Below are 19,252 nucleotides of genomic sequence, written 5' to 3' on the forward strand. Positions count from 1 at the left end.
TCGCCCCCAGATAGTGCGGGGCAGGTTTCCTGCCGTGTTCTGTCATCACCCCTTCGGTTCGTTCTTGCGATTCCTGCGCGGCCAGGCCGCCGCCGGGACTTCCTCGATACGTGCCGTTTCGAGGAAAGGTTCCGCATGAACCGCTCCACCCGCTCCACCGAGCGTTCCCCCCGTTCCGGCCAGGGCCAGTCCCGCGCCGGTCGCCCCCGCCCCCGCCCGCAGGGACAGGGCCGGCGCAAGCCCGCGCCCGCCGTCGGGCACGCCGAGTTCGCGCTGCCCGTCAGCACGACGCCCGCACTGCCCGCCGTCGAGTCGTTCGCCGACCTGGACATGCCGGCCGCCCTGCTGACCGTGCTCGCCGAGAACGGCGTGAGCGCGCCGTTCCCGATCCAGGCCGCCACCCTGCCGAACTCGCTGGCCGGGCGCGACGTCCTGGGCCGTGGCCGGACCGGCTCCGGCAAAACCCTCGCCTTCGGCCTCGCCCTCCTCGCCCGCACGGCGGGGCAGCGAGCCCAGTCCCGGCAGCCGCTGGCCCTGGTCCTGGTCCCCACCCGGGAGCTGGCCCAGCAGGTCACCGACGCGCTGACGCCGTACGCCAAGGGCCTGCGGCTGCGCCTGGCCACCGTCGTCGGCGGGATGTCCATCTCCCGGCAGGCGAGCGTGCTGCGCGGCGGCGCCGAGGTCGTCGTGGCCACCCCGGGGCGCCTCGCCGACCTGATCCAGCGCGACGACTGCCGCCTGGACCAGGTGGGCATCACCGTGCTCGACGAGGCCGACCAGATGGCCGACATGGGCTTCATGCCGCAGGTGACCGCGCTCCTTGAGCAGGTGGCGCCGGGCGGCCAGCGGATGCTGTTCTCCGCCACGCTCGACCGCAACGTCGACAAGCTGGTGCGCCGCTACCTCACCGACCCGGTGGTGCACTCGGTCGACCCGTCGGCCGGGGCCGTGACCACGATGGAGCACCACGTGCTGCACGTGTCCGAGACCGACAAGCACACCGTGGCCACCCACATCGCCGCCCGCGACGGGCGAGTGATCATGTTCATGGACACCAAGCACGCCGTGGACCGGATGGCCAAGCGCCTGCTGGCCAGCGGTGTACGGGCGGCGGCGCTGCACGGCGGCAAGTCGCAGCCGCAGCGCAACCGCACCCTGGACCAGTTCAAGAACGGCGGCGTCACCGCGCTGATCGCCACCAACGTGGCGGCCCGCGGCATCCACGTCGACGGCCTGGACCTGGTCGTGAACATCGACCCGCCCACCGACCACAAGGACTACCTGCACCGGGGCGGTCGCACCGCCCGCGCGGGGGAGTCCGGCAGCGTCGTCACGCTGGTCCTGCCCGAGCAGCGGCGCGAGATGACCCGCCTCCTGCACGCGGCCGGCATCACGCCGCGCAGCGTGCAGGCGCGCCCCGGCGACGTGGAACTGGTCCGGGTGACCGGCGCCCAGGAGCCGACCGGCGTTCCCGTCACCATCGCGCCGCCCCCGAGCGCCGCGCCCGCGCAGCGCGGTGGCGGCAGCGCCTCCTCGCGGGGGCGCCGTAGCCGGGCCGCCCGCGCCCGACGCGGCGGCGCCCCGCACGGCGAGACCGGCCAGCGTGGCGAGGCAGGCCAGCGCGGTGGCACGGGCCAGCGGAGCGCGGGCCAGGGCGGCGGCGCCGGCCGGGGCCGTGCCAGTGGCCGCGGCGGCGGGCAGCAGGGCCGGGGCGGTCTCGGGCGCGGCTCGGCGGCGTAAAGGCGCCGTGGCGCGGGAGCGGCGATCGCCCGCCACCGTCGCCACGGCCGGATGACCGGTGGGGCGGGCCGTGCTGACGGCCCGCCCCACCGGTCTTCGCTGTCCTGCGGTCGCACCTGCCGCCCTGCCGCCGGCAGCCGAGCCGAAGCCGCCGGCCCCGTGGGTCAGGTGGCGGTGGCGCTGAGCCGGGCGTAGTAGCGGCGGACGCGGTCGGCGGACGCCGGCGGCGTGGCGGCGATGAGGTCGGCGAGCGACTGGGCAGCCAGCTCGCGCCGCCAGGCCAGTTCGGCCCGGCGCATGGCGGTGGCGATGCCGCAGGGCTGGGCGAACTCGCCCGGCTCGGCGTCCGCGCCGGCGCCGTGCTGGCGGATCTCCGTACAGCGGAACGGGTCCTCGGGCCCCTCGATGGCCACCACCACGTCCATCAGCGTGATCCGCTCGGGCGCCCGGGCGAGCCGGAAGCCGCCCCGGACGCCGGGGGACGAGCTGAGGATGCCGGCCCGCACCAGGGCCTGCAGGCGCTTGTTCAGGTACGGCGGCGGGAGGTCGAACACCGCGGCCAGCTTGGCTGTTGGCACCGGCTCGGCGTCCCCGAGCCACGCCAGCGCCAGACAGCAGTGCAGTCCCCACTCCACGCCCTTGGCCAGTTGCATTTTCGAGATGCTACACGTCCAGGTTTACTCGGAGTGGCCCCTGAGCCGTGGCGGCGTCGGGGCGTCAGGGTGCGTGCCGCGCCGGCGCGCGCTCGGTGCGCGGGTCAGTCGTACGGGAGCTTCCGCGCGCCCGGCGTATGGCCGAGGGTCCGCCGGAAGACGTCGATGAAGGCGCTCGCGGAGGCCCACCCGCACCGGTGCGCCACCGCCGTCACCGGCATGCCGTCCGCGAGCAGCAACAGCGCGCGGTGCAGACGGAGTTGGGTGCGCCACTGCGGGAAGGTCATGCCCATCTCCGCGCGGAAGAGCCGGGCCAGCGTGCGATCGCTCGCCCCCACCGCGGCTCCCAGCGCGGTCAGCGTGCGGCCGTCGGACGGGTCGTCGGCCAGCAGCGCGCACACCGCGGCCAGCCGGGGGTCGCGCGCCGTCGGCAGGTGGATGGGGCGCCGTGGCGAGTGCCGGAGCTGGTCGAGCAGGACGCGCAGCAGGCGCCGCCGCTCCGGGCTCGCGTCGGCCGGGTCGCGCGTGTACTCCAGGATCAGCTCGCGCAGCAGCGGCCCGACGGCGATCACGGCGGGCCGGTCGAGGCGCAGCGGGTTCACCGTGGCGGGCAGCCCCACCGTGTGCAGGCCGGTCTCGCCCCAGGCGCGGGGCTCGTGGACGGTGCCGGCCGGCACCCACAGCGCGCTGGTCGCCGGGGCGACCCAACTGCCCGCGTCGGTCGTCACGGACAGCACGCCGCGCCCCGCGTAGATGATCTGGTGGTCGTCGTGGTGGTGTGCCCCGACCCCGAACCCGGGTGGGAGCCTGCGCACGGCGGTGGAGGCGCGGGGCGTGTGGCGGATCTCCGACATTGGTTGGCATTTTATCGGAAGCAGGCCACCTTTTGCCCGCCGATGATCGATTCATGACACGTCTCCCGCGCACCGGCCGACGCCCGTCGGCCATTGGTCTGCTTGCCGTGGCGCACGCCTGCAACGACGTCTACCAGGGCGCCGTGCTCGCCCTGGTGCCCTTCCTGGTGGCCGAGCGCCACTACGGGTACGTGGGGGTCTCGGGCATCGTGCTGGCCGCCACGCTGCTGTCCTCCGTGGTCCAGCCCGCCTTCGGGGCCCTGACCGACCGCAGGCCCATGCCGTGGCTGATCCCGGGCGGCATCGCGGCGGCCGGGCTGGGCATCGCCCTGTCCGGGCTCACCGACGTGTACGCGCTGACCTGGATCGCCGTCGCGCTCTCCGGCCTCGGCGTGGCCGCGTACCACCCCGAGGCCGCCCGGATGGCGCGCTCGGTGACGGCGGGCAGCCACATCGGCATGAGCTGGTTCTCGCTCGGCGGCAATATCGGCTGGGCGCTCGCCCCCGTCCTCGTGACACCGGTACTGGCCGTCGGCGGGCTTTCGGCCACGCCGCTGCTGATCGTGCCCGCCGCCGTCGGCGTCGCCCTGGTGCTGTGGACCCGTGGCCGGGCCGGCTGGGACGGCGCCGGCCCCGGCGCGGCCAAGGAGCGGGCGGGCGAGGACGACTGGCCGCTGTTCCTGCGCCTTTCGGCGGTCGTGGTCTGCCGGTCGATCGCGTACGTGGGGCTGAGCGCGTTCATCTCGCTGTACGTGCGCCACCACCTGGACGCCGGGGACACGGCCGGCGCGGCGGCCCTGTTCATCCTCTTCGGCGGTGGCGCGATCGGCACCCTGCTCGGCGGCCGGCTGGCCGCGCGCTGGGGCCGGGTGCGGACGCTGCGCGTCGCGTACGCGGTGTCCGTCCCGTCCGTGGCGGGCATTCCCTTCGCGCCCGGGCCGCTGGTGTACGTCTTCGTCGCGGCGACCGCCGTCGCGCTCTACGTGCCCTTCTCGCTGCACGTCACGCTGGGCCAGGACTATCTCCCGCGCCGGGTCGGCACCGCGAGCGGCGTCACCCTCGGGCTCGCCGTGAGCATCGGCGGCATTGCCAGCCCGCTGGTCGGCGCCCTGGCCGAGGCCACCTCGCTGCGCTGGGCGCTGGCTTCGCTGGTGTCGATGCCCATCGCCTGTTGGGTCCTGTCGTACACGCTCACCGAACCGGCGGCCATGGAGAGCCGGTCGACCGAGCCGAAGGCGCGCGTCGCGGAGTGAGCCCGCCCCGTTGACCGCCGTCTGTCCGCTGTCGGCCGTCGCCGACGGATGGCCGCTCGCGGGAGGGCGTACGGCCGTGTCACCTCATGCCGGCACTTGTCCGTGTGTGCCGCCTATGCGGTCCATTACATCGCGCTATCGACAAGTGACATGCTCCACGCGCGCGGAATTCTCCCCGAGACTCAGGGCCACAACTGAGCTGTATCCGGAGCGCTTTCACCGCTATCCGAGCGGTTGGTCGGCGCTTCGGGTCGGAAATGGAGTACCCCCCATGCAACGCTCCAGGATATTTCTGACGGCTTCGCTCGGCCTTGGTCTGGCCACCGCGGTCGCCACCCTGCCGGCCACCGCATCGGCCTCGCCCGCGAAGGCGGAGTCCCAGGTCAGCACCGCCGCGAGCATCGCGGCCTACGAGGGTTCGGGCGAGGACCGGGCGGCCACGAAGGCGTTCTTCGAGGCCGTCATGAAGTCGGCCAAGGCCAAGCAGGCCAAGACCGGCGCGGCCGCCGTCACCGTGACGTACAGCGCGAGACGAGCACCCACCTTCGCCTCCCAGATCGCCCGCAGCACCCAGATCTGGAACAGCTCCGTGCAGAACGTGCAGTTGCGCGAGGGCTCGAGCAGCTACGACTTCGAGTACCGCGAGGGCAACGACCCGCGCGGCTCGTACGCCAGCACCAACGGCCACGGTCGCGGTTACATCTTCCTCGACTACCGGCAGAACCAGCAGTACGACTCGACCCGCGTCACCTCGCACGAGACCGGCCACGTGCTCGGCCTGCCGGACCGCTACTCGGGTCCGTGCAGCGAGCTGATGTCCGGTGGCGGCCCCGGCCCCTCGTGCCGGAACCCCAACCCGAACGCGCAGGAGTCGGCCCGCGTCAACCAGTTGTGGGCCAACGGCCTCACGGCCTTCGACAAGGGCTCGTTCCTCAAGGCGGCGCGCTGAGCCCGTAGCGCCCTGACTGTGGGACGCCCCTGACCCGCGTGGCGCGAAGCGGTGGCCCGGCTCCGAACCCGGAGTCGGGCCACCGTCGCGCGCCGCGACCCGCCGCCCGCCGGGCCGCGGGCTCGGCGCGGGGCGTCAGGCCTGCTCCGGGTAGCGCAACAGCCGCAGCGCGTTGGCGACCACGAGCAACGTGGAGCCCTCGTGGACCAGGACCGCGGGCCCGATGCCCAACCCGAACACGGTGGCCGGCACCAGGAGCGCGACGATGCCGAGGCTCAACAGCAGGTTCTGCCTGATCACCGCGCTGGTGCGCCGGCTGAGGCCGGTGGCCAGCGGCAACTTGCCCAACCCGTCCGACATCAGGGCGATGTCCGCGCTCTCCAGGGCCACCGCGGATCCGGCCGCGCCCATCGCGATGCCCACCGTCGCGTGGGCCATCGCCGGGGCGTCGTTGACGCCGTCGCCGACCATGGCGGTGCGGTGCTCGTCGGCGCGCAGCCGCCGCACGGCCGCCACCTTGTCCGCCGGCAGCAGATCGCCCCAGGCGTCGTCGAGGCCCACCCGTGCCGCCACCGCGTCGGCCACCCGCTGGTTGTCCCCGGAGATCAGCACGGCACGCCGGATGCCGAGCCCGCGCAGCCGCGCCACGACGGCCGCCGCCTCGGGGCGCGGGGTGTCCATGACGCCGATGACCCCCAGGTAGCGCGCGCCATGCCGCACGACCATCGTCGTACGCCCCGCGGCCTCCAACTCCTCCGCCTTAGCGCGGAGTTCGCCGGGAAGGCGCGGCCCGGCCGGCTCCGTCGGCACCGGGCGCGCCCGCTCGCCCGCGGGGAAGAACGCCGGGCTGCCGATCGCCACCGGCACGCCGCCCAGGCGCGCGAGGACGCCGCGCCCGGTCACGGCACGCAGGGAGTTGGCGGCCGGCACGGGCGCGTCGCCGAGCCGGGCGTCGAGGTCGCGGACGATCGCCCGGGCCAGCGGGTGGTCGCTGAGCCGCTCCACGGCCAGCGTCGTGGTGAGCAACTCGCGCTCCGACACGCCGGGCGCCGGGGCCACGTCCGTCAGGCGCGGGCGGCCCTCGGTGAGGGTGCCCGTCTTGTCGAACGCGACGGCCGTCAGCCTTCCCAACTCCTCCAACGGCCCGCCCCCCTTGATCAGCACGCCGCTGCGGGCCGCCCGGGCCACGGCGCTGAGCACGGCGGCCGGCGTGGCGATGGCCAGCGCGCAGGGGCTGGCCGCGACCAGCACGGCCATCGCGCGGTAGAGCGAGGCGGTGAACGGCTCGTCCACCACCAGGCCGGCGCCGAGCAGCGCGAGCACGGTGCCGATCACGGCGGGTACGAAGACCCGCTGGAAGCGCGCGGTGAACGCCTGCGTCGGCGATTGCCGGCTCTCCGCGTCCCGCACCATCGCCACCACGCGGGCCAGCGTGTTGTCCTCGGCCCGGCTGGTGACGGTGACCTCCAGCGCGCCCGCGCCGTTGACGGTGCCGGCGAAGACCCGGCTGTCGGGGGCGACGGCGGCCGGGTCGCGCAGCGCCGCCAGCGGATCGGCGACGGGCACCTTGTCGGCGGGCAGGCTCTCGCCGGTGACCGCTGCCTGGTCCACGGAGCCCTCGCCGGCGCGGACGAAGCCGTCGGCCGGCACCCTGGTGTGCGGCCTGACCAGCACCGTGTCACCCGGGGACAGGCGCTCGACGGGCACCTCGGTGACGCGCTCGCCCGAGCGCAACAGCGCCGTGGCCGGGGTGAGGTCGGCCAGCGCCTCGATAGAGCGCCGGGCGCGCCCCATCGCGTACTCCTCCAGTGCGTGACCGAGGCTGAACAGGAACAGCAAGACCGCGCCCTCGGCCCACCGGCCGATCGCCGCGGCGCCCACGGCGGCCACCAGCATCAGGAAGTCGACCTCGAACCGGCCGGCCCTGATGGTGCTGACCGCCTCGCGCACCGTGAAGAACCCGCCGAAGGCGTAGGCGGCGAGGTAGCAGGCGAGGAAGGCCGGCTCCGGCGCGTCGGCGGCGAGTCCGAGCAGCAGCCCGGTCAGGTAGGCCACACCGGACAGGAGCGCGAAGATCAACTCGGCGCGCTCGCCGAACGGGCCGTGGGCGTGGCCGTGCGCGTGTGCGTGTGCCCGGCCGGCGTCGTGCGCCGGCCCTGGCCCGTGGGGCCCCGTGCGGGCGGGTGTCGCGGGGGCCGCGACCGGGGGGCTGGGGACGGCGATGGGGGCGCGCCGGCCCGCCGGGGCGCGGTCGCCGTGTGCGCAGCCGGCGCGGGCGCCGACCGTACGCGCCGCCCGGCGCACCTCCTCCGCGCCGAGGGCGGCGGCGTCGAAGTGCACGCACACCACTCCGGCCGCGCGAGCGCCGCGCGACTCGCGGTGCGCGGAGTCGATGGCCTTGCTCCGCCCGAGTGAGATGACGACGCGCTCGACGCACGGCTCACAGGGTGCGGGCGGGCCGGGGATTAGATCGGTGATGTCGAGGCGCAGCGTGTCCGCGCCCGCGCAATCTTCCCTCGAAATCATGAGTTCAAAATATCATGACTTCGTGATGTGTCACGGATGGATTCGGCCACGATCAGCCCCGGGCCAGTCACATGATTACCGGTACCATTTGCGTTATGGGACGAGGGAACGCAGGCGAACTGATCTCTCAGGAGCAGGCTTTCGCCGTGGCCGAAGTCATGCAGGCGCTGGCCTCGCCCGCGCGCGTACAGATCCTGGACCGGCTGCTGCGGTCCTCCTGCCCGGTCGGTGAACTCGCCGCCGAGGTCGGCATGGAGCAGAACACCGTCTCCAACCACCTGCGCATGCTGCGCCACCTCGGGCTCGTCGCCGGGCACCGCGAGGGACGCCGGGTCCTGTACTCGCTCCACGACGACCACGTGGCCACGCTCATCGAGCAGGCCCTCACCCACGTCGGGCACCACCGCTCGGCCGCCGCCGGCGACGCGATGACCCGCCGGGCCGGTTAGCACCGATCGCCCCACGCCTTTCACCCGCCCCGGCGGCCTCTGCCTCCCCGCTCCCGCCAGCGCCTCGCTGGCCGCCACCACCGCTGCTCCGTCGCTGGTCACGGTGGGCCGTCACCGCTTGTGCCCGACATCGGCGTGAAATCCGCACAGTCGAGGCCACGACGGATAGTTGTCGCCTCGCCGAAAGCGGGCACCTCTGTGGGGGTGGCCCCCGCGTGGGGCCCGGGGCGGCGGGTGAGCCGGGCGCGTCAGCGCGTACGACCGGACACGCCGCCAGGCACCGCCCGCACCGCAACGGCGCGCCGTCACCGCCCACCCTCCGGCGACCGGGTCGACGCGGTCGGGTCACCGCGAGTCCGCACCGCGCACATCCGTAGCTCGACACCGGCACTCCCACGTCGAGGGCGAGCGGCACGAGACGAGGCACCAGGGCACCGGCGCCGCCACCGGACGATCGGCGCGCACTCCGCTCGGCGTCGGGCCGCCGCGCCCGGCCCCACCGGGCGACCCGGTCGCCTCGCCCGCCGCCCCGCCCCGCACGGGCCCCGGTGCTCCGTACCGGCCACGTCAACTCGGGTGAGGTCACCATGGTTCTACGGCACGTACGGCAAGACCACGCAGCGCGCACGGCCCCCTCCCGTCGCTCCACCGGCACCCCCGGCGCGCGGCGCTCCGAGCGCGCGGGGTTCGCCCCCCCCGGGGCGGGATCGGCCGCCTGCTGCCCGGGCGGGGGAGCCCGACGCCGGGCGAGGCAGGTGTCCGGCCGCGTCCGGCGCGGCGCGCCGCGCTCGCGGTGGCCGGCGCGCTGGCCGCCACCTGGGCGCTCACCCTCGCGCCCGGCACCGCGTCGGCGGCGCCCGACGGGGCGGCCGTGGCGCCGGCCGGCGACCGCGACGCGCGCTACAGCCGGTACGTGGCGCTCGGCGACTCCTACGTCTCCGGGCCGCTCATCCCCCTCATGCGCCTTGACCCGCCCGGCTGCTTCCGGTCCACCGCCAACTACCCAGCCCTGCTCGCCCGCGACCTGCGCGTCGCCTCGTTCACGGACATGAGCTGCGGCGGCGCCGACACCACGCACATGACCCGGCCGCAGTCCGTACCGCTGGGCGGCTCCAACCCGCCGCAACTCGACCCGCTGACCCGACAGACCGACCTGGTCACCCTCAGCATCGGCGGCAACGACTTCGGCATCTTCGGCGAACTCACCAGGACCTGCCCCGAACTACGCCCGCAGGACCCCACCGGCAACCCGTGCCAACGGCACTACACGGTGGACGGCGTGGACACCCTCGTCGACCACGCGCGCCGGGTCTCGGAACGGGTCTCGACCATCCTGCGGGCCGTGCGCGAGCGCGCCCCGCGGGCGCACGTGGTGCTCGTCGGCTACCCGCGCATCGCGCCACCGAGCGGTACCTGTCCCACGATCCTGCCGTTCGCCGACGGGGACCTGCGCTGGCTCGACGCCGTGGAGCGGGCGCTGAACACCTCGATGGCGGACGCCGCCGAGCGGGACGGGGCGGCCCAGTACGTCGACACGTACGCCGCCTCGCTCGGGCACGACGCCTGCGCGCCCGGTGACCAGGCGTGGATTCAGGGCAAGGACACCGACCCGCTCGCCGCCGCCTCCTACCACCCGCGCCGCGCCGCCATGGAGGGCGTGGCGGAGCAGGTGCGACGCGCGCTGGAGGACGGTGCGCGCGCCCGGCGCTGACGGCCGCGACGGAGCACTGGCACGGCTGGTCACGCGCCGACGCGCCGCCCCGCGCGCCGCCGCCCGACCCACCCGCCGTCGCGCGCTCGCGCGCTCGCGCGCGAAGCCGAGGGGACAACGAGGGCGGTGGTGGGCAGAGCTGAGGGGACATCCGTGGCGCGCCAGTGTGCCGGTCCCGCTCGGCGTGCTGGCCGTGCTCCACGGCCTTGCGACGAGAGGACAGGCAATGCGTTTGCGAACCCCGCGGAGGCGACTCCCCGCGCGGGCGCGGATGACGACCGTGTTCGCCGCGGCCGTCGCGCTCACCGCCTCGCTCACCAGCGCCGTGCCCAGTTCGGCGGGCGCGTCCGCGCCCGGGGCCGAGCGGGTGGCCGCCAGCTCCGCCGAACGCGGAGGGCCCGCGCGGCCCGAGGCGCGCGACGTCGTGCTCGCCGTCCACGGCGGCGCCGGCACCGCCCTCGACCCCGACCACACCAGCCCCGCCGAGGAGCGCGCGTACCGTGCCGGCCTCAGCGACGCGCTCCGCGCCGGGCAGCGCGTGCTGCGCCGGGGCGGCGACAGCGTGGCGGCGGTCGAGGCCGCCGTGCGTGTGCTGGAGGACAACGAACTGTTCAACGCCGGCAAGGGGGCGGTGTTCACGGCGGACGCCGGACACGAGTTGGACGCCTCCATCATGCGCGGCTCCGACCAGGCGGCGGGCGCCGTCGCCGGCGTGCGCAGCGTGCGCAACCCGATCTCGGCCGCCCGCCTGGTCATGGACAGGACCCGGCACGTCCTGCTCGCCGGCGAGGGCGCCGACGACTTCGCCGCCCGTGCCGGCCTGCCCACCGTCACCCAGGACTACTACTGGACCCAACGCCGCTGGGACCAACTCATGGAGGCCAAGGCCGAGGAGCGGGGCGGGCGCGACGGTCGGGGCGGCACCAAGGGCGCCGGGGCGAAGGGCGCCGACTCGACCAAGGGCACCGTCGGCGCGGTGGCCCTCGACGATCTTCGCCACCTGGCCGCCGCGACCTCCACGGGTGGCATGACCAACAAGATGCCGGGCCGGGTCGGTGACTCGCCGCTGATCGGCGCCGGCACGTACGCGAAGGACGGCACGGTCGCGGCGAGTGCGACCGGGCACGGCGAGGTGTTCATCCGTGGCGCGGCCACCGCCACCATCGCCCACCTCATGGAATACAGCCGGCTGGGCGTGGCCCAGGCCGCGCACCAGGTACTGATCAAGCAATTGCCCCAACTCGGCGGTGACGGCGGCGTGATCGCCCTGGACGCCAAGGGCACATTCGACGCCCCGCACAGCAGTCCCGGGATGCTCTACGGTTACCTCACCCGCGACGGAAGGATCATTACCAAGATATTCCCCAGCGAATCGCCGGCCAATGAATAAGTGACCGCAGGCGCGGGAAGCGGTGACATTTCCGCGACAATCGGGAGCTCGGTCGCGAATGAACCCGTGATCCGCGCGAGTTCGCCTCTCCGTCATCTGCGAGCGCGACGATTTCGTGTTCCGTGACGGGGTCGAACGGCGGGCGACACGCGCGGGAACCGCTCTTTCACGGGGCTCGGGCCACACCTCGCCGGCGGCGGGGTGTGGCCCCTGGCGTTCCGTCTTCGTCATCACCTGGCAGCATACGAATAACCGCACGGACACTGCGACTTTCGCGTTCTTCGGAATACTGGCGAGCGCCAGAGAAATGCCTGCCCAAGGTCGTAACCCGGGCCGCCGGCGAGCGGGGCATTCTACCGACGCGCGGAAGAACGATACATAGCCGGGCAGCGAACAATTGCCGACCGAGACTGCCGACGCTGCTGAATTCCCCCTGAACGGAGACCAGGAATGCCTACGCTCTCGACGTCCACCGTAACGGCGGCCACCGACTCCTACATCACCGCCATCGCGGACACGCGGCAGCAGATCGAGGCCGCGCAGCGGCTGCGGTACCAGGTCTTCGGCGAGGAGAAGGGGGCCAAGCTCGCCTCACACGCCGCCGGGCTCGACGTCGACGAGTTCGACGCCGTGATGGACCACCTGATCGTCAGCGACAAGACCACCGGTGAGATCGTCGGCACCTACCGGCTGCTGCCGCCCGGGCGCACCGAACGGCTCTTCTCGGAGGGCGAGTTCGACCTGCGCGGGCTGCCGCTGGACGTACGCTCGTCGCTGGTCGAGGCGGGCCGCGCCTGCGTGCACCCCGACCACCGCTCCGGCGCGGTGATCAACCTGATGTGGGCCGGGCTCGCCCGCTACGTGCTGCTCTCCGGGCACCGCTACCTCGCGGGCTGCGCCTCCGTCTCGCTCGCCGACGGCGGCCGGGCCGCCAGCAACGCCTGGCTGCTCGGCACCGCCCGGCACACCGCGCCGCCGGAGCTGCGCGTCCAGCCGCGCGACCCGTGGACGCCGCCCGCGACCCTGAACACCAAGCCCAGCTACGCCGACCTGCCGCCCCTGCTCCGCGGCTACCTGCGGGTCGGCGCGTGGATGTGCGGCGCCCCGCACCACGAGCGGGACTTCGACGACGCCGACTTCTTCGTCGTCCTGGACACCGAGCAGATGAACGACCGCTACCGCCGCTACTTCCTCGGCGACGCCCAGTGAATGCCTGGGCCCCCAGCTCGCCCTGTGACCAGCGGTGCGTCGCTCACGCCGCGGCCCGGGTCACGGCGGCGCGCGCCACCCGCCGGTCGATGGCCTTCGCCCGCCGCGTCCTCAGCGCCCTGGCGGCGGGCGAGGCCCTGGCCGACCCGGCGACCGTACGCGCCCACGCGCGGGGCATCCTGGCGGCCATCGGCGTCCGCGTGGAACACGTCGGCGGACCGCTGAGCGTGCCGACCGCGACAGCCGGGCCGACCGCGACAGCCTGGCCGAGCGCCGCGGCTGGTGTGGGCGGTACGGGCGGTGTGGGAACGCTGGTCGTTGCCAACCACATCTCCTGGCTCGACGTCATCGCCCTGCTCGCGGTGGAGCCGGTGACCATGCTGGCCAAGCGCGAGGTCGGCGACTGGCCGCTGGTCGGCACGCTGACCAGGCGCGCCGGCACCCGGTTCATCGACCGCGACAGCGTGCGCGGGCTGCCCCGAACGGTGGACGAGATCGCCGGGTTGCTGCGCGGTGGGCACTCGGTCATGGTCTTCCCGCAGGGCGCCACCTGGTGTGCCGGGTCGACCGGTGACTTCCGCCGGGCCACCTTCCAGGCGGCCATCGACGCCGGCGCCCCGGTGCGCCCGGTGACCCTGGGCTACTTCCAGCACCACGCCCTGAGCACGGTGGCCGCCTTCGTCGGCGACGACGACTTCGGCAGCTCGCTGCGGCGCGTGATGAGCGCCGACGGCGTCACGGCCCGTGTCCAGGTCCATCCGGCGATCCCGGCCTCGGCGGCGCGCGATCGCCGGGAGCTGGCCGCGCTCGCCCGGGAGGCCGTACGCGACACGGCCCCGACCACCGCCAACTGGCCACGGGCCGAGGCCGACGCGACGGGCGTACGGGGCGCGGCCTGCGGTCGCGGCCTGCCGGTGCTCCCCGCCGCCGGACGGGGCGTCGACATCGGCTGCGGTGCGGACGCCGTGGCCGGCGCGGAGCGCGGGCCCACGCCCGTCGTACGGCGCCCGCGCGGGTCGCTCGCGGAGCGGGAGGCCTCCTCGGCCCGCGGCGGTCGACAGCGCCGCTGAGCCCGTGCGCACCGGACGGCGCGGGGCCGCCCCGACGCGGCCCCGCCCGCCGGTGAACGCCGGCGGCTGGCGGCCCGTTCGTCGCGGCGACGGGAGGGGCCACCGGTGTCAGGGGCGGGTCCAGGAGTCGGCCAGCGTGACCAGGTCCTCCAGGGCCGCCCGAGCGCGCGCCTCGTCGCCGGTGGTGAGGTAGTCGATCTGGAGCCCCGCGTACGCGGCGTTCAGGAGGGTGGCGCGCCGCTCCGCGGCCTCGGCCGGGACGCCGTGCACCCGCAGCGCGTCGGCGACGTACAGCGTCCGCTGGGTGAGCATCGCCGGCACCTGGGAGCCGGGCAGCCGGCCGCCTGCCGCCAGGCCCTCGATCTCGTGCAGCAGGCGGATCACCGGCAGGTAGTCGTCCGTGAGGTGCCAGTCCCAGGAAGCCCGGATGACGGCGCCCAGGCTGCGCCCCTCCGCCCAGCCGGGGAAGGCGCTGAGCCGGTCGCGCTGGCGCTCGTCGAGCCGGGTCAGGACGGCGTCGATCAGCTCGTCCTTGTCCCGGAAGTGGTGCGTGAGGACGCGGGTGGTGTGCCCGAGCGCCTGCGCCAGCGGGCGCATGGACAGGCTGGCGAGGCCGTGCTCGGCCAGGTACTCGATGATCGCGTCCAGCAACTCGGTGCGGCGCTGGGGGTCGCGCGGCCTGGCCATGCGCGGTGCTCCTCGGGTGGCTCGGTCGGCTGGTCGTGGCCGCGCCGGCGTCCGGTGGCCGCCGGGCCGGGCGGGGCCCGGAGCCACCCTAGGCCCGCGCGAGGCCGGCCCGGGGCGCCGGCCCGCGCGGTAGCGGCGCGGGCTGAGTGGTGAGGGTCGCGTGGCGACGGTAGCCGCGAGCGGGGGAGCGGGGGAGCGGGGTGGAGGGCGCACGGGCGCGCGTTGCACATTAAGGAAACGAACGTTACGTTAATGGTCTGGCGCCCACGCCACCCACCCAATCCCTCGCCCGCAGGGCCCACGCGGGCCCGTACCAGGAGGCCGTCATGCCCACCGAGCGGATCGCCGACGTCCGCGGTCGTACGCTGCGCTACCTCGATCCGGGCGGCCCCGGCCGCCCCGTCCTCGCGCTGCACGGCCACTTCGGCCGGGCGCGGGTGTACGCCGGGCTGATCGCGGCGCTGGCCCCGCGCTACCGGGTGATCGCCCTCGAACAGCGCGGGCACGGCCGCAGCGCCGACCCGCGCGCCGACGCGGGCGACTTCACGCGCGAGGCGTACGTCGCCGACGCCGCGGCCTTCCTGCGGGCACTCGACCTGGGCCGGGTGCCGGTCGTCGGGCACTCGGTGGGGGGCGTCACCGCCTTCCAACTCGCCGCCCACGAGCCCGAGTTGGTCAGCGCGCTGATCGTCGAGGAGGGCGGCGCGGACAACCGGCGGTCCCGCGTTCCGCACCCCGTGCTCGACGTGCGCGCGTGGCCGCGCCGCGCGCCCACGCTGGCCGCCCTCGGCGAGCGGGTGCGCGAGCGGGGCATCCCGGACGCCGGCTACTTCCTGGAGAGCGCCGTGGAGTACCCGGACGGCTGGGGCTTCCTCTTCGACCTCGACGCCATGATGGCCTCGCAGCGGGCGGCGGTCGGCGACTGGTGGCGGGACTGGCTGGGTTCCACGTGTCCGGCCCTGCTCGTCCACGGGGGCGAGAGCTTCGTGCTGCCGACCGAGCTGGCCCGGGAGATGGCCGACCGGCGCCCGGGCACCACGCTGCGCACCTTCCCCGACTGCGGGCACTGGGTGCACGACGACGACCCGGCCGGCTTCGCCAGCGTCGTCGGCACCTTCCTCGACGCCCTACCCGAGGCGGCGTGGGCCCGTTGAGCGGGCGTTGTCACACCCCCGGCCTACGCTGAAAGCATGTGCCGAAGCATCAAGACGCTCCGCCCCCCGGTCATGCCCGAGGTGAGCGAAGAAGACATCCAGGCAGCCGCCCTGCAGTACGTCCGCAAGGTGTCCGGCTTCCGGGCGCCGGCCGCGCACAACCGGGCCGCGTTCGACGAGGCCGTCGCCGCCGTGACGGACGCGACCAGACAGTTGCTCGGCAGCCTGGAGGTACGGGGCGCCGGCGCCCGCCGCGCGGGCACCACCCCCGGCTGAGCACGCCACGCCCGGCTGAGCGCGGCGCGCATGCGACACGCGCGGGGCGGCCCTGCCGCGCGCCGGCACAGTGGGTCATGAGCCGCTCGCCCACCGTGCCGCCTGGGTGCCGGTTTCCCTATGGTGGGGGAATGCCGCCGGATTCCACGGCCACCAAGGCCCGCCTGCTCGCCGCCGCCCGTGCCGAGTTCGCCCGGCACGGGGTCGCGGGCGCACGGGTGGACCGGATCGCGGCGGCGGCGAAGGCCAACAAGCGACTGCTCTACGTGTACTTCGGCAACAAGTGCGAGCTGTTCGACCTCGTGGTCGCCGAGGCGCTCGGGCAACTGACCGACGCGGTGCCCTTCACCGCCGACGACCTGCCCGGTTACGCGGGCTCGCTCTTCGACCACCTGACGGCGCACCCGGCGCTGCCGCGGCTCATCGCCTGGGCGCTGCTGGAGCGTCCCGGGCCCACGGCGGCCCGGATCGCCGACCGCCACCGCGCGGCCGGGGCTGTCACCGACGCCCGGGAGCGGGGAGTCGTGACGACCGCCCGGGAGCGCGGCGTGGCGACGGCCGCCCTGGAGCCGGTGGACGTGCTGGCGCTGACCGTCGGCCTGGCCGGCGCGTGGTCGCCCACGGCCGCGCCGTCGGGCCAGGGCGCCCCGGACGGCGCGCGGCGTGCCCCGGCGCGCCCGGACCCGGACCCGCGCAGGGCCGAGCGGCGCGCCGGCCTGACCCGGGCGATGCGCGCCGCCGCCGCGCCCTGACGGCCACGGGCATCGCGGACGACAGCGGCCACGGCCAACGAGCACCGCCGCTGGTGCGCCGCCCGCCACGGAGCGCGCGCCCGGGTCCCGGCCGCTCAGCCGTCCGTCGCCACCGCCGCGCCGCCGGCCACCGGCCGGATGCCCCGTCCCGCCCACGGTGGGGCCACTTCGACGCGGGCCGCGAGTTCGCGCCGGGCGCCGTCGGGCAGCGGCGCTGAGCGCCCCGTGTGCTGGTCGACGTGGAGGGCGAAGAGTTCCTCCGTCGCCACGAGTTCGCCCTCCGGGCCCGCCCCCGCCGGCCCGGCGACGGGCCCAGCCCCGGCGAGGGCGCCGGCCGGGGCGGCGTACATCTCGTGCACGAACCGCACCTTGCCGCCATCGACCCCCAACGGCCGGGGTACTACGGTCAGTTCGCTGCCCGCGCCCACCTCGCGCAGGTATCGCACGTGCGCCTCGACCGTGTACAGCGAGCACCCGGTGCGTTGCCGGTAGTCCGCGTCCAACCCGATCTCGTCCATGAGCGCGTCCGTCGCGTGCCCGAAGACCAGCACGTAGTACGCCTCGCTGAGGTGCCCGTTGTAGTCGATCCACTCGGCGCGGACCGGCTCGCGGTGCGGTGGGAGCGGGCGCCGTGCGCCGCTCACGCCTGTTCCCCGGCGCGCTGGGGCAGTCGTCCGGTGGCCCGCAGCACGTTGATGACGCCCTGGTCGCGCTCGGCCACCAGGTCGGCGTGGCCGCGCCCGCCCGCGGCCTCGGCGCAACCGTCCACCATCGCCGAGCGCAGCGCGTCGTCCAGCTCCGGGGCCGCAAGGCGTGTCCACGGCGCCTTCAGCGACGGGCCGAAGTGGTCGAGCATGTGCGCCATGCCACCCTCGCCGCCCGCGAGGGCGAAGGTGAGACAGGGGCCCATGAACGCCCAGCGCAGCCCCGGACCCTCGGTGATGGACGCGTCGATGTCGGCGACCGTCGCCTCGCCCGCCGCCACCATGTGCAGCGCCTCGCGCCACAGGGCCTCCTGGAGCCGGTTGGCGATGAAGCCGGGCAGCTCGCGTTCCATGGTGATCACGGACTTGCCCGCCGCCGTGTAGAACGCGGAGGCCCAGTCCACGGCCCAGCGCTCGGTCGCCTCGCCGCCCACGACCTCCACCAGCGGGATCAGGTACGGCGGGTTGAAGGGATGGCCGACCACCAGGCGCTCCGGGCGCGCCGCCGTGGTCTGCATGTCGGTCATCGGGTAGCCGGAGGTGGAGGAGGCGATGACCACGTCCGGGGCGGTGGCCGCGTCCAGCTCGGCCAGCAGCTCCCGCTTCAGCTCCAGCTTCTCCGGCGCGCTCTCCTGTACGAACTGCGCCTCGGCCACGGCCTCTTCGAGCGTGTCGGTCACGGTCAGCCGGTCCGGCGACGCGCCGTCGGCCAGCCCGAGCTGCTCCACGGCGGGCCAGGCCGCGGTGACGAGCCGGCGCAGCCGCGCCTCGGCGTCCGGGGCCGGGTCCCAGGCGGTGACGTCGTAGCCACGTGCCAGGAAGTGGGCGGCCCAGCCGCCGCCGATGACTCCTGCGCCGACGCAGGCGACGCGGCGGACGCTCTCGGGTGCGATGGGGGACATGACGGGCTCCTCGCGGGTGGGGACGGTGGTGGGGGAGGGGGCGCGGAGGTCGCGGTCAGCCACGGGGGGCGAGGCCGAGGCGGGCGCGGGCCTGGTCGGGCGTGGCCACGCGGGCGCCGAGCAGTTCGGTGATGCTGACGGCCCGCTCCACGAGCTGACCGTTGGTCGCCTTGACCCCCTTGCTCAGGTACAGGTTGTCCTCGAGCCCGACCCGTACGTTGCCGCCGAGCAGGATGGCCTGCGCCACCCACGGCATCTGCATCCGGCCCAGCGCGAAGCTGGCCCACTGGGCGCCGGCGGGCAGCATGTTGACCATCGAGGCCAGCACGCCGACGTCGGCGGGAGCGCCCCACGGGATGCCCATGCACAGCTGGAAGACGGTCGGGTCGTCGAGCAGGCCCTCGGCGTGCAACTGCTTGGCGAACCACAGCTGCCCGGTGTCGAAGATCTCCAACTCCGGCCGTACGCCCAGCTCCTGGATGCGCTTGGCGCCGGCGCGCAGCATGTCGGGCGTGGAGACGTAGAGGTTGCTGCCGTCGCCGAAGTTCAGCGAACCGCAGTCGAGCGTGCAGATGTCCGGGAGCAGTTGCTCCACGTGCGGCAGCCGGTCCAGGCCGCTGACCAGGTCGGTGCCCGGCAACTGGCGTAGCGGCTGCTCAGGGTCGATCACCAGGTCGCCGCCCATGCCCGCGGTCAGGTTGATGATGACGTCGGTGCCGGTCTCCTTGATCCGCTCGACCACCTCGGCGTACAGCCGCGGGTCGCGCGAGGGCGCGCCGCTCTGCGGGTCGCGCACGTGGACGTGGACCACGGCCGCGCCCGCCTCCGCCGCCTCGACCGCCGACGCGGCGATCTGTCGCGGGGTGACCGGCACGTGCGGGCTACGGCCCACGGTGTCGCCGGCGCCGGTGAGCGCGCAGGTGATGATGACCTCTTCGTTCACGGGGTGTCCCTTCGTGAGTGGGGGGCGCGG

Annotated in this window: 18 protein-coding genes; 11 read left to right on the forward strand and 7 right to left on the reverse strand. The window is 74.8% G+C overall.

The features are described from left to right. The first annotated feature begins 135 nt into the window (after positions 1-135). Positions 136-1,740, forward strand: a complete 1,605-nt coding sequence (locus tag OYE22_RS31935; RefSeq protein WP_277323680.1) for a DEAD/DEAH box helicase — start codon at positions 136-138, stop codon at positions 1,738-1,740. Between the two features lie 164 nt (positions 1,741-1,904). On the opposite strand, the gene OYE22_RS31940 is transcribed toward OYE22_RS31935, so the two are convergent. Together OYE22_RS31940 and OYE22_RS31945 are read right to left on the reverse strand one after the other, a co-directional pair. Next, complete coding sequence (locus OYE22_RS31940) at positions 1,905-2,393, reverse strand: Rrf2 family transcriptional regulator (RefSeq protein WP_277323682.1); 489 nt, start codon at positions 2,391-2,393, stop codon at positions 1,905-1,907. A gap of 104 nt (positions 2,394-2,497) precedes the next feature. Next, positions 2,498-3,247: a helix-turn-helix transcriptional regulator gene (locus OYE22_RS31945; protein WP_277323683.1), complete on the reverse strand. Its 750-nt coding sequence runs from the start codon at positions 3,245-3,247 to the stop codon at positions 2,498-2,500. A 53-nt stretch (positions 3,248-3,300) separates the two neighbouring features. Between OYE22_RS31945 and OYE22_RS31950 the strand changes: the two genes are divergently transcribed. Both OYE22_RS31950 and snpA read left to right on the forward strand, forming a co-directional pair. Next, entirely contained in the window at positions 3,301-4,500 is a 1,200-nt protein-coding gene (locus OYE22_RS31950; protein WP_277323684.1) for an MFS transporter, read from the forward strand. 271 nt (positions 4,501-4,771) lie between these two features. Beyond that, positions 4,772-5,449, forward strand: a complete 678-nt coding sequence (snpA, locus tag OYE22_RS31955; protein WP_277323685.1) for a snapalysin — start codon at positions 4,772-4,774, stop codon at positions 5,447-5,449. A 135-nt stretch (positions 5,450-5,584) separates the two neighbouring features. Here snpA and OYE22_RS31960 read toward each other — a convergent pair whose 3' ends face one another. Next, a complete protein-coding gene (locus OYE22_RS31960) occupies positions 5,585-7,975 on the reverse strand; it encodes a heavy metal translocating P-type ATPase (RefSeq protein ID WP_277323686.1) in 2,391 nt (796 codons plus the stop codon). Between the two features lie 95 nt (positions 7,976-8,070). Between OYE22_RS31960 and OYE22_RS31965 the strand changes: the two genes are divergently transcribed. The 5 genes from OYE22_RS31965 (at position 8,071) to OYE22_RS31985 (ending at position 13,804) form a co-directional block, all read left to right on the forward strand. Next, positions 8,071-8,424 carry a metalloregulator ArsR/SmtB family transcription factor gene (locus tag OYE22_RS31965; protein ID WP_277323687.1) on the forward strand — a complete coding sequence of 118 codons (354 nt, stop codon included), beginning with the start codon at positions 8,071-8,073 and terminating at the stop codon, positions 8,422-8,424. A 793-nt stretch (positions 8,425-9,217) separates the two neighbouring features. Then, positions 9,218-10,135: an SGNH/GDSL hydrolase family protein gene (locus tag OYE22_RS31970; RefSeq protein WP_277323688.1), complete on the forward strand. Its 918-nt coding sequence runs from the start codon at positions 9,218-9,220 to the stop codon at positions 10,133-10,135. Positions 10,136-10,406: 271 nt separating this feature from the next. Further along, positions 10,407-11,525 (forward strand): isoaspartyl peptidase/L-asparaginase, encoded by a 1,119-nt coding sequence (locus tag OYE22_RS31975; protein WP_277323689.1) that lies wholly within the window; start codon positions 10,407-10,409, stop codon positions 11,523-11,525. A 450-nt stretch (positions 11,526-11,975) separates the two neighbouring features. Beyond that, complete coding sequence (locus OYE22_RS31980; protein WP_277323690.1) at positions 11,976-12,734, forward strand: GNAT family N-acyltransferase; 759 nt, start codon at positions 11,976-11,978, stop codon at positions 12,732-12,734. Between the two features lie 89 nt (positions 12,735-12,823). Further along, entirely contained in the window at positions 12,824-13,804 is a 981-nt protein-coding gene (locus OYE22_RS31985) for a lysophospholipid acyltransferase family protein (RefSeq protein ID WP_277323691.1), read from the forward strand. A 108-nt stretch (positions 13,805-13,912) separates the two neighbouring features. Here the strand turns inward: OYE22_RS31985 and OYE22_RS31990 are convergent, their stop codons facing one another. Further along, on the reverse strand, positions 13,913-14,491 hold the full coding sequence (locus OYE22_RS31990; RefSeq protein ID WP_277323692.1) for a TetR/AcrR family transcriptional regulator: 579 nt from the start codon (positions 14,489-14,491) through the stop codon (positions 13,913-13,915). A gap of 326 nt (positions 14,492-14,817) precedes the next feature. Here OYE22_RS31990 and OYE22_RS31995 point away from each other — a divergent pair, with 326 nt between their 5' ends. The 3 genes from OYE22_RS31995 to OYE22_RS32005 all read left to right on the forward strand — a co-directional run bounded on the left by OYE22_RS31995 (position 14,818) and on the right by OYE22_RS32005 (position 16,673). Then, positions 14,818-15,645 carry an alpha/beta hydrolase gene (locus tag OYE22_RS31995; RefSeq protein WP_277323693.1) on the forward strand — a complete coding sequence of 276 codons (828 nt, stop codon included), beginning with the start codon at positions 14,818-14,820 and terminating at the stop codon, positions 15,643-15,645. A 36-nt stretch (positions 15,646-15,681) separates the two neighbouring features. After that, positions 15,682-15,921 (forward strand): DUF2277 domain-containing protein, encoded by a 240-nt coding sequence (locus tag OYE22_RS32000; RefSeq protein ID WP_277323694.1) that lies wholly within the window; start codon positions 15,682-15,684, stop codon positions 15,919-15,921. Positions 15,922-16,052: 131 nt separating this feature from the next. After that, positions 16,053-16,673 (forward strand): TetR family transcriptional regulator, encoded by a 621-nt coding sequence (locus OYE22_RS32005; RefSeq protein WP_277323695.1) that lies wholly within the window; start codon positions 16,053-16,055, stop codon positions 16,671-16,673. Between the two features lie 95 nt (positions 16,674-16,768). Here the strand turns inward: OYE22_RS32005 and OYE22_RS32010 are convergent, their stop codons facing one another. From OYE22_RS32010 to OYE22_RS32020, 3 genes are read right to left on the reverse strand one after another with little or no spacing between them, the layout of a single operon-like run. Beyond that, positions 16,769-17,317 carry a thioesterase family protein gene (locus OYE22_RS32010; protein ID WP_277323696.1) on the reverse strand — a complete coding sequence of 183 codons (549 nt, stop codon included), beginning with the start codon at positions 17,315-17,317 and terminating at the stop codon, positions 16,769-16,771. Then, complete coding sequence (locus OYE22_RS32015) at positions 17,314-18,279, reverse strand: 3-hydroxyacyl-CoA dehydrogenase NAD-binding domain-containing protein (RefSeq protein ID WP_277323697.1); 966 nt, start codon at positions 18,277-18,279, stop codon at positions 17,314-17,316. Before OYE22_RS32015 ends, OYE22_RS32010 begins: the two co-directional genes overlap by 4 nt. Positions 18,280-18,334: 55 nt before the next feature. Beyond that, the gene (locus OYE22_RS32020) at positions 18,335-19,222 is read right to left on the reverse strand and encodes a 3-keto-5-aminohexanoate cleavage protein (protein ID WP_277323698.1); all 888 of its coding nucleotides are present in this window, start codon (positions 19,220-19,222) and stop codon (positions 18,335-18,337) included. Between the last annotated feature and the right edge of the window lie 30 nt (positions 19,223-19,252).

Origin of the sequence: Streptomyces sp. 71268 (assembly GCF_029392895.1) — a bacterium.
GTDB lineage: Bacteria > Actinomycetota > Actinomycetes > Streptomycetales > Streptomycetaceae > Streptomyces.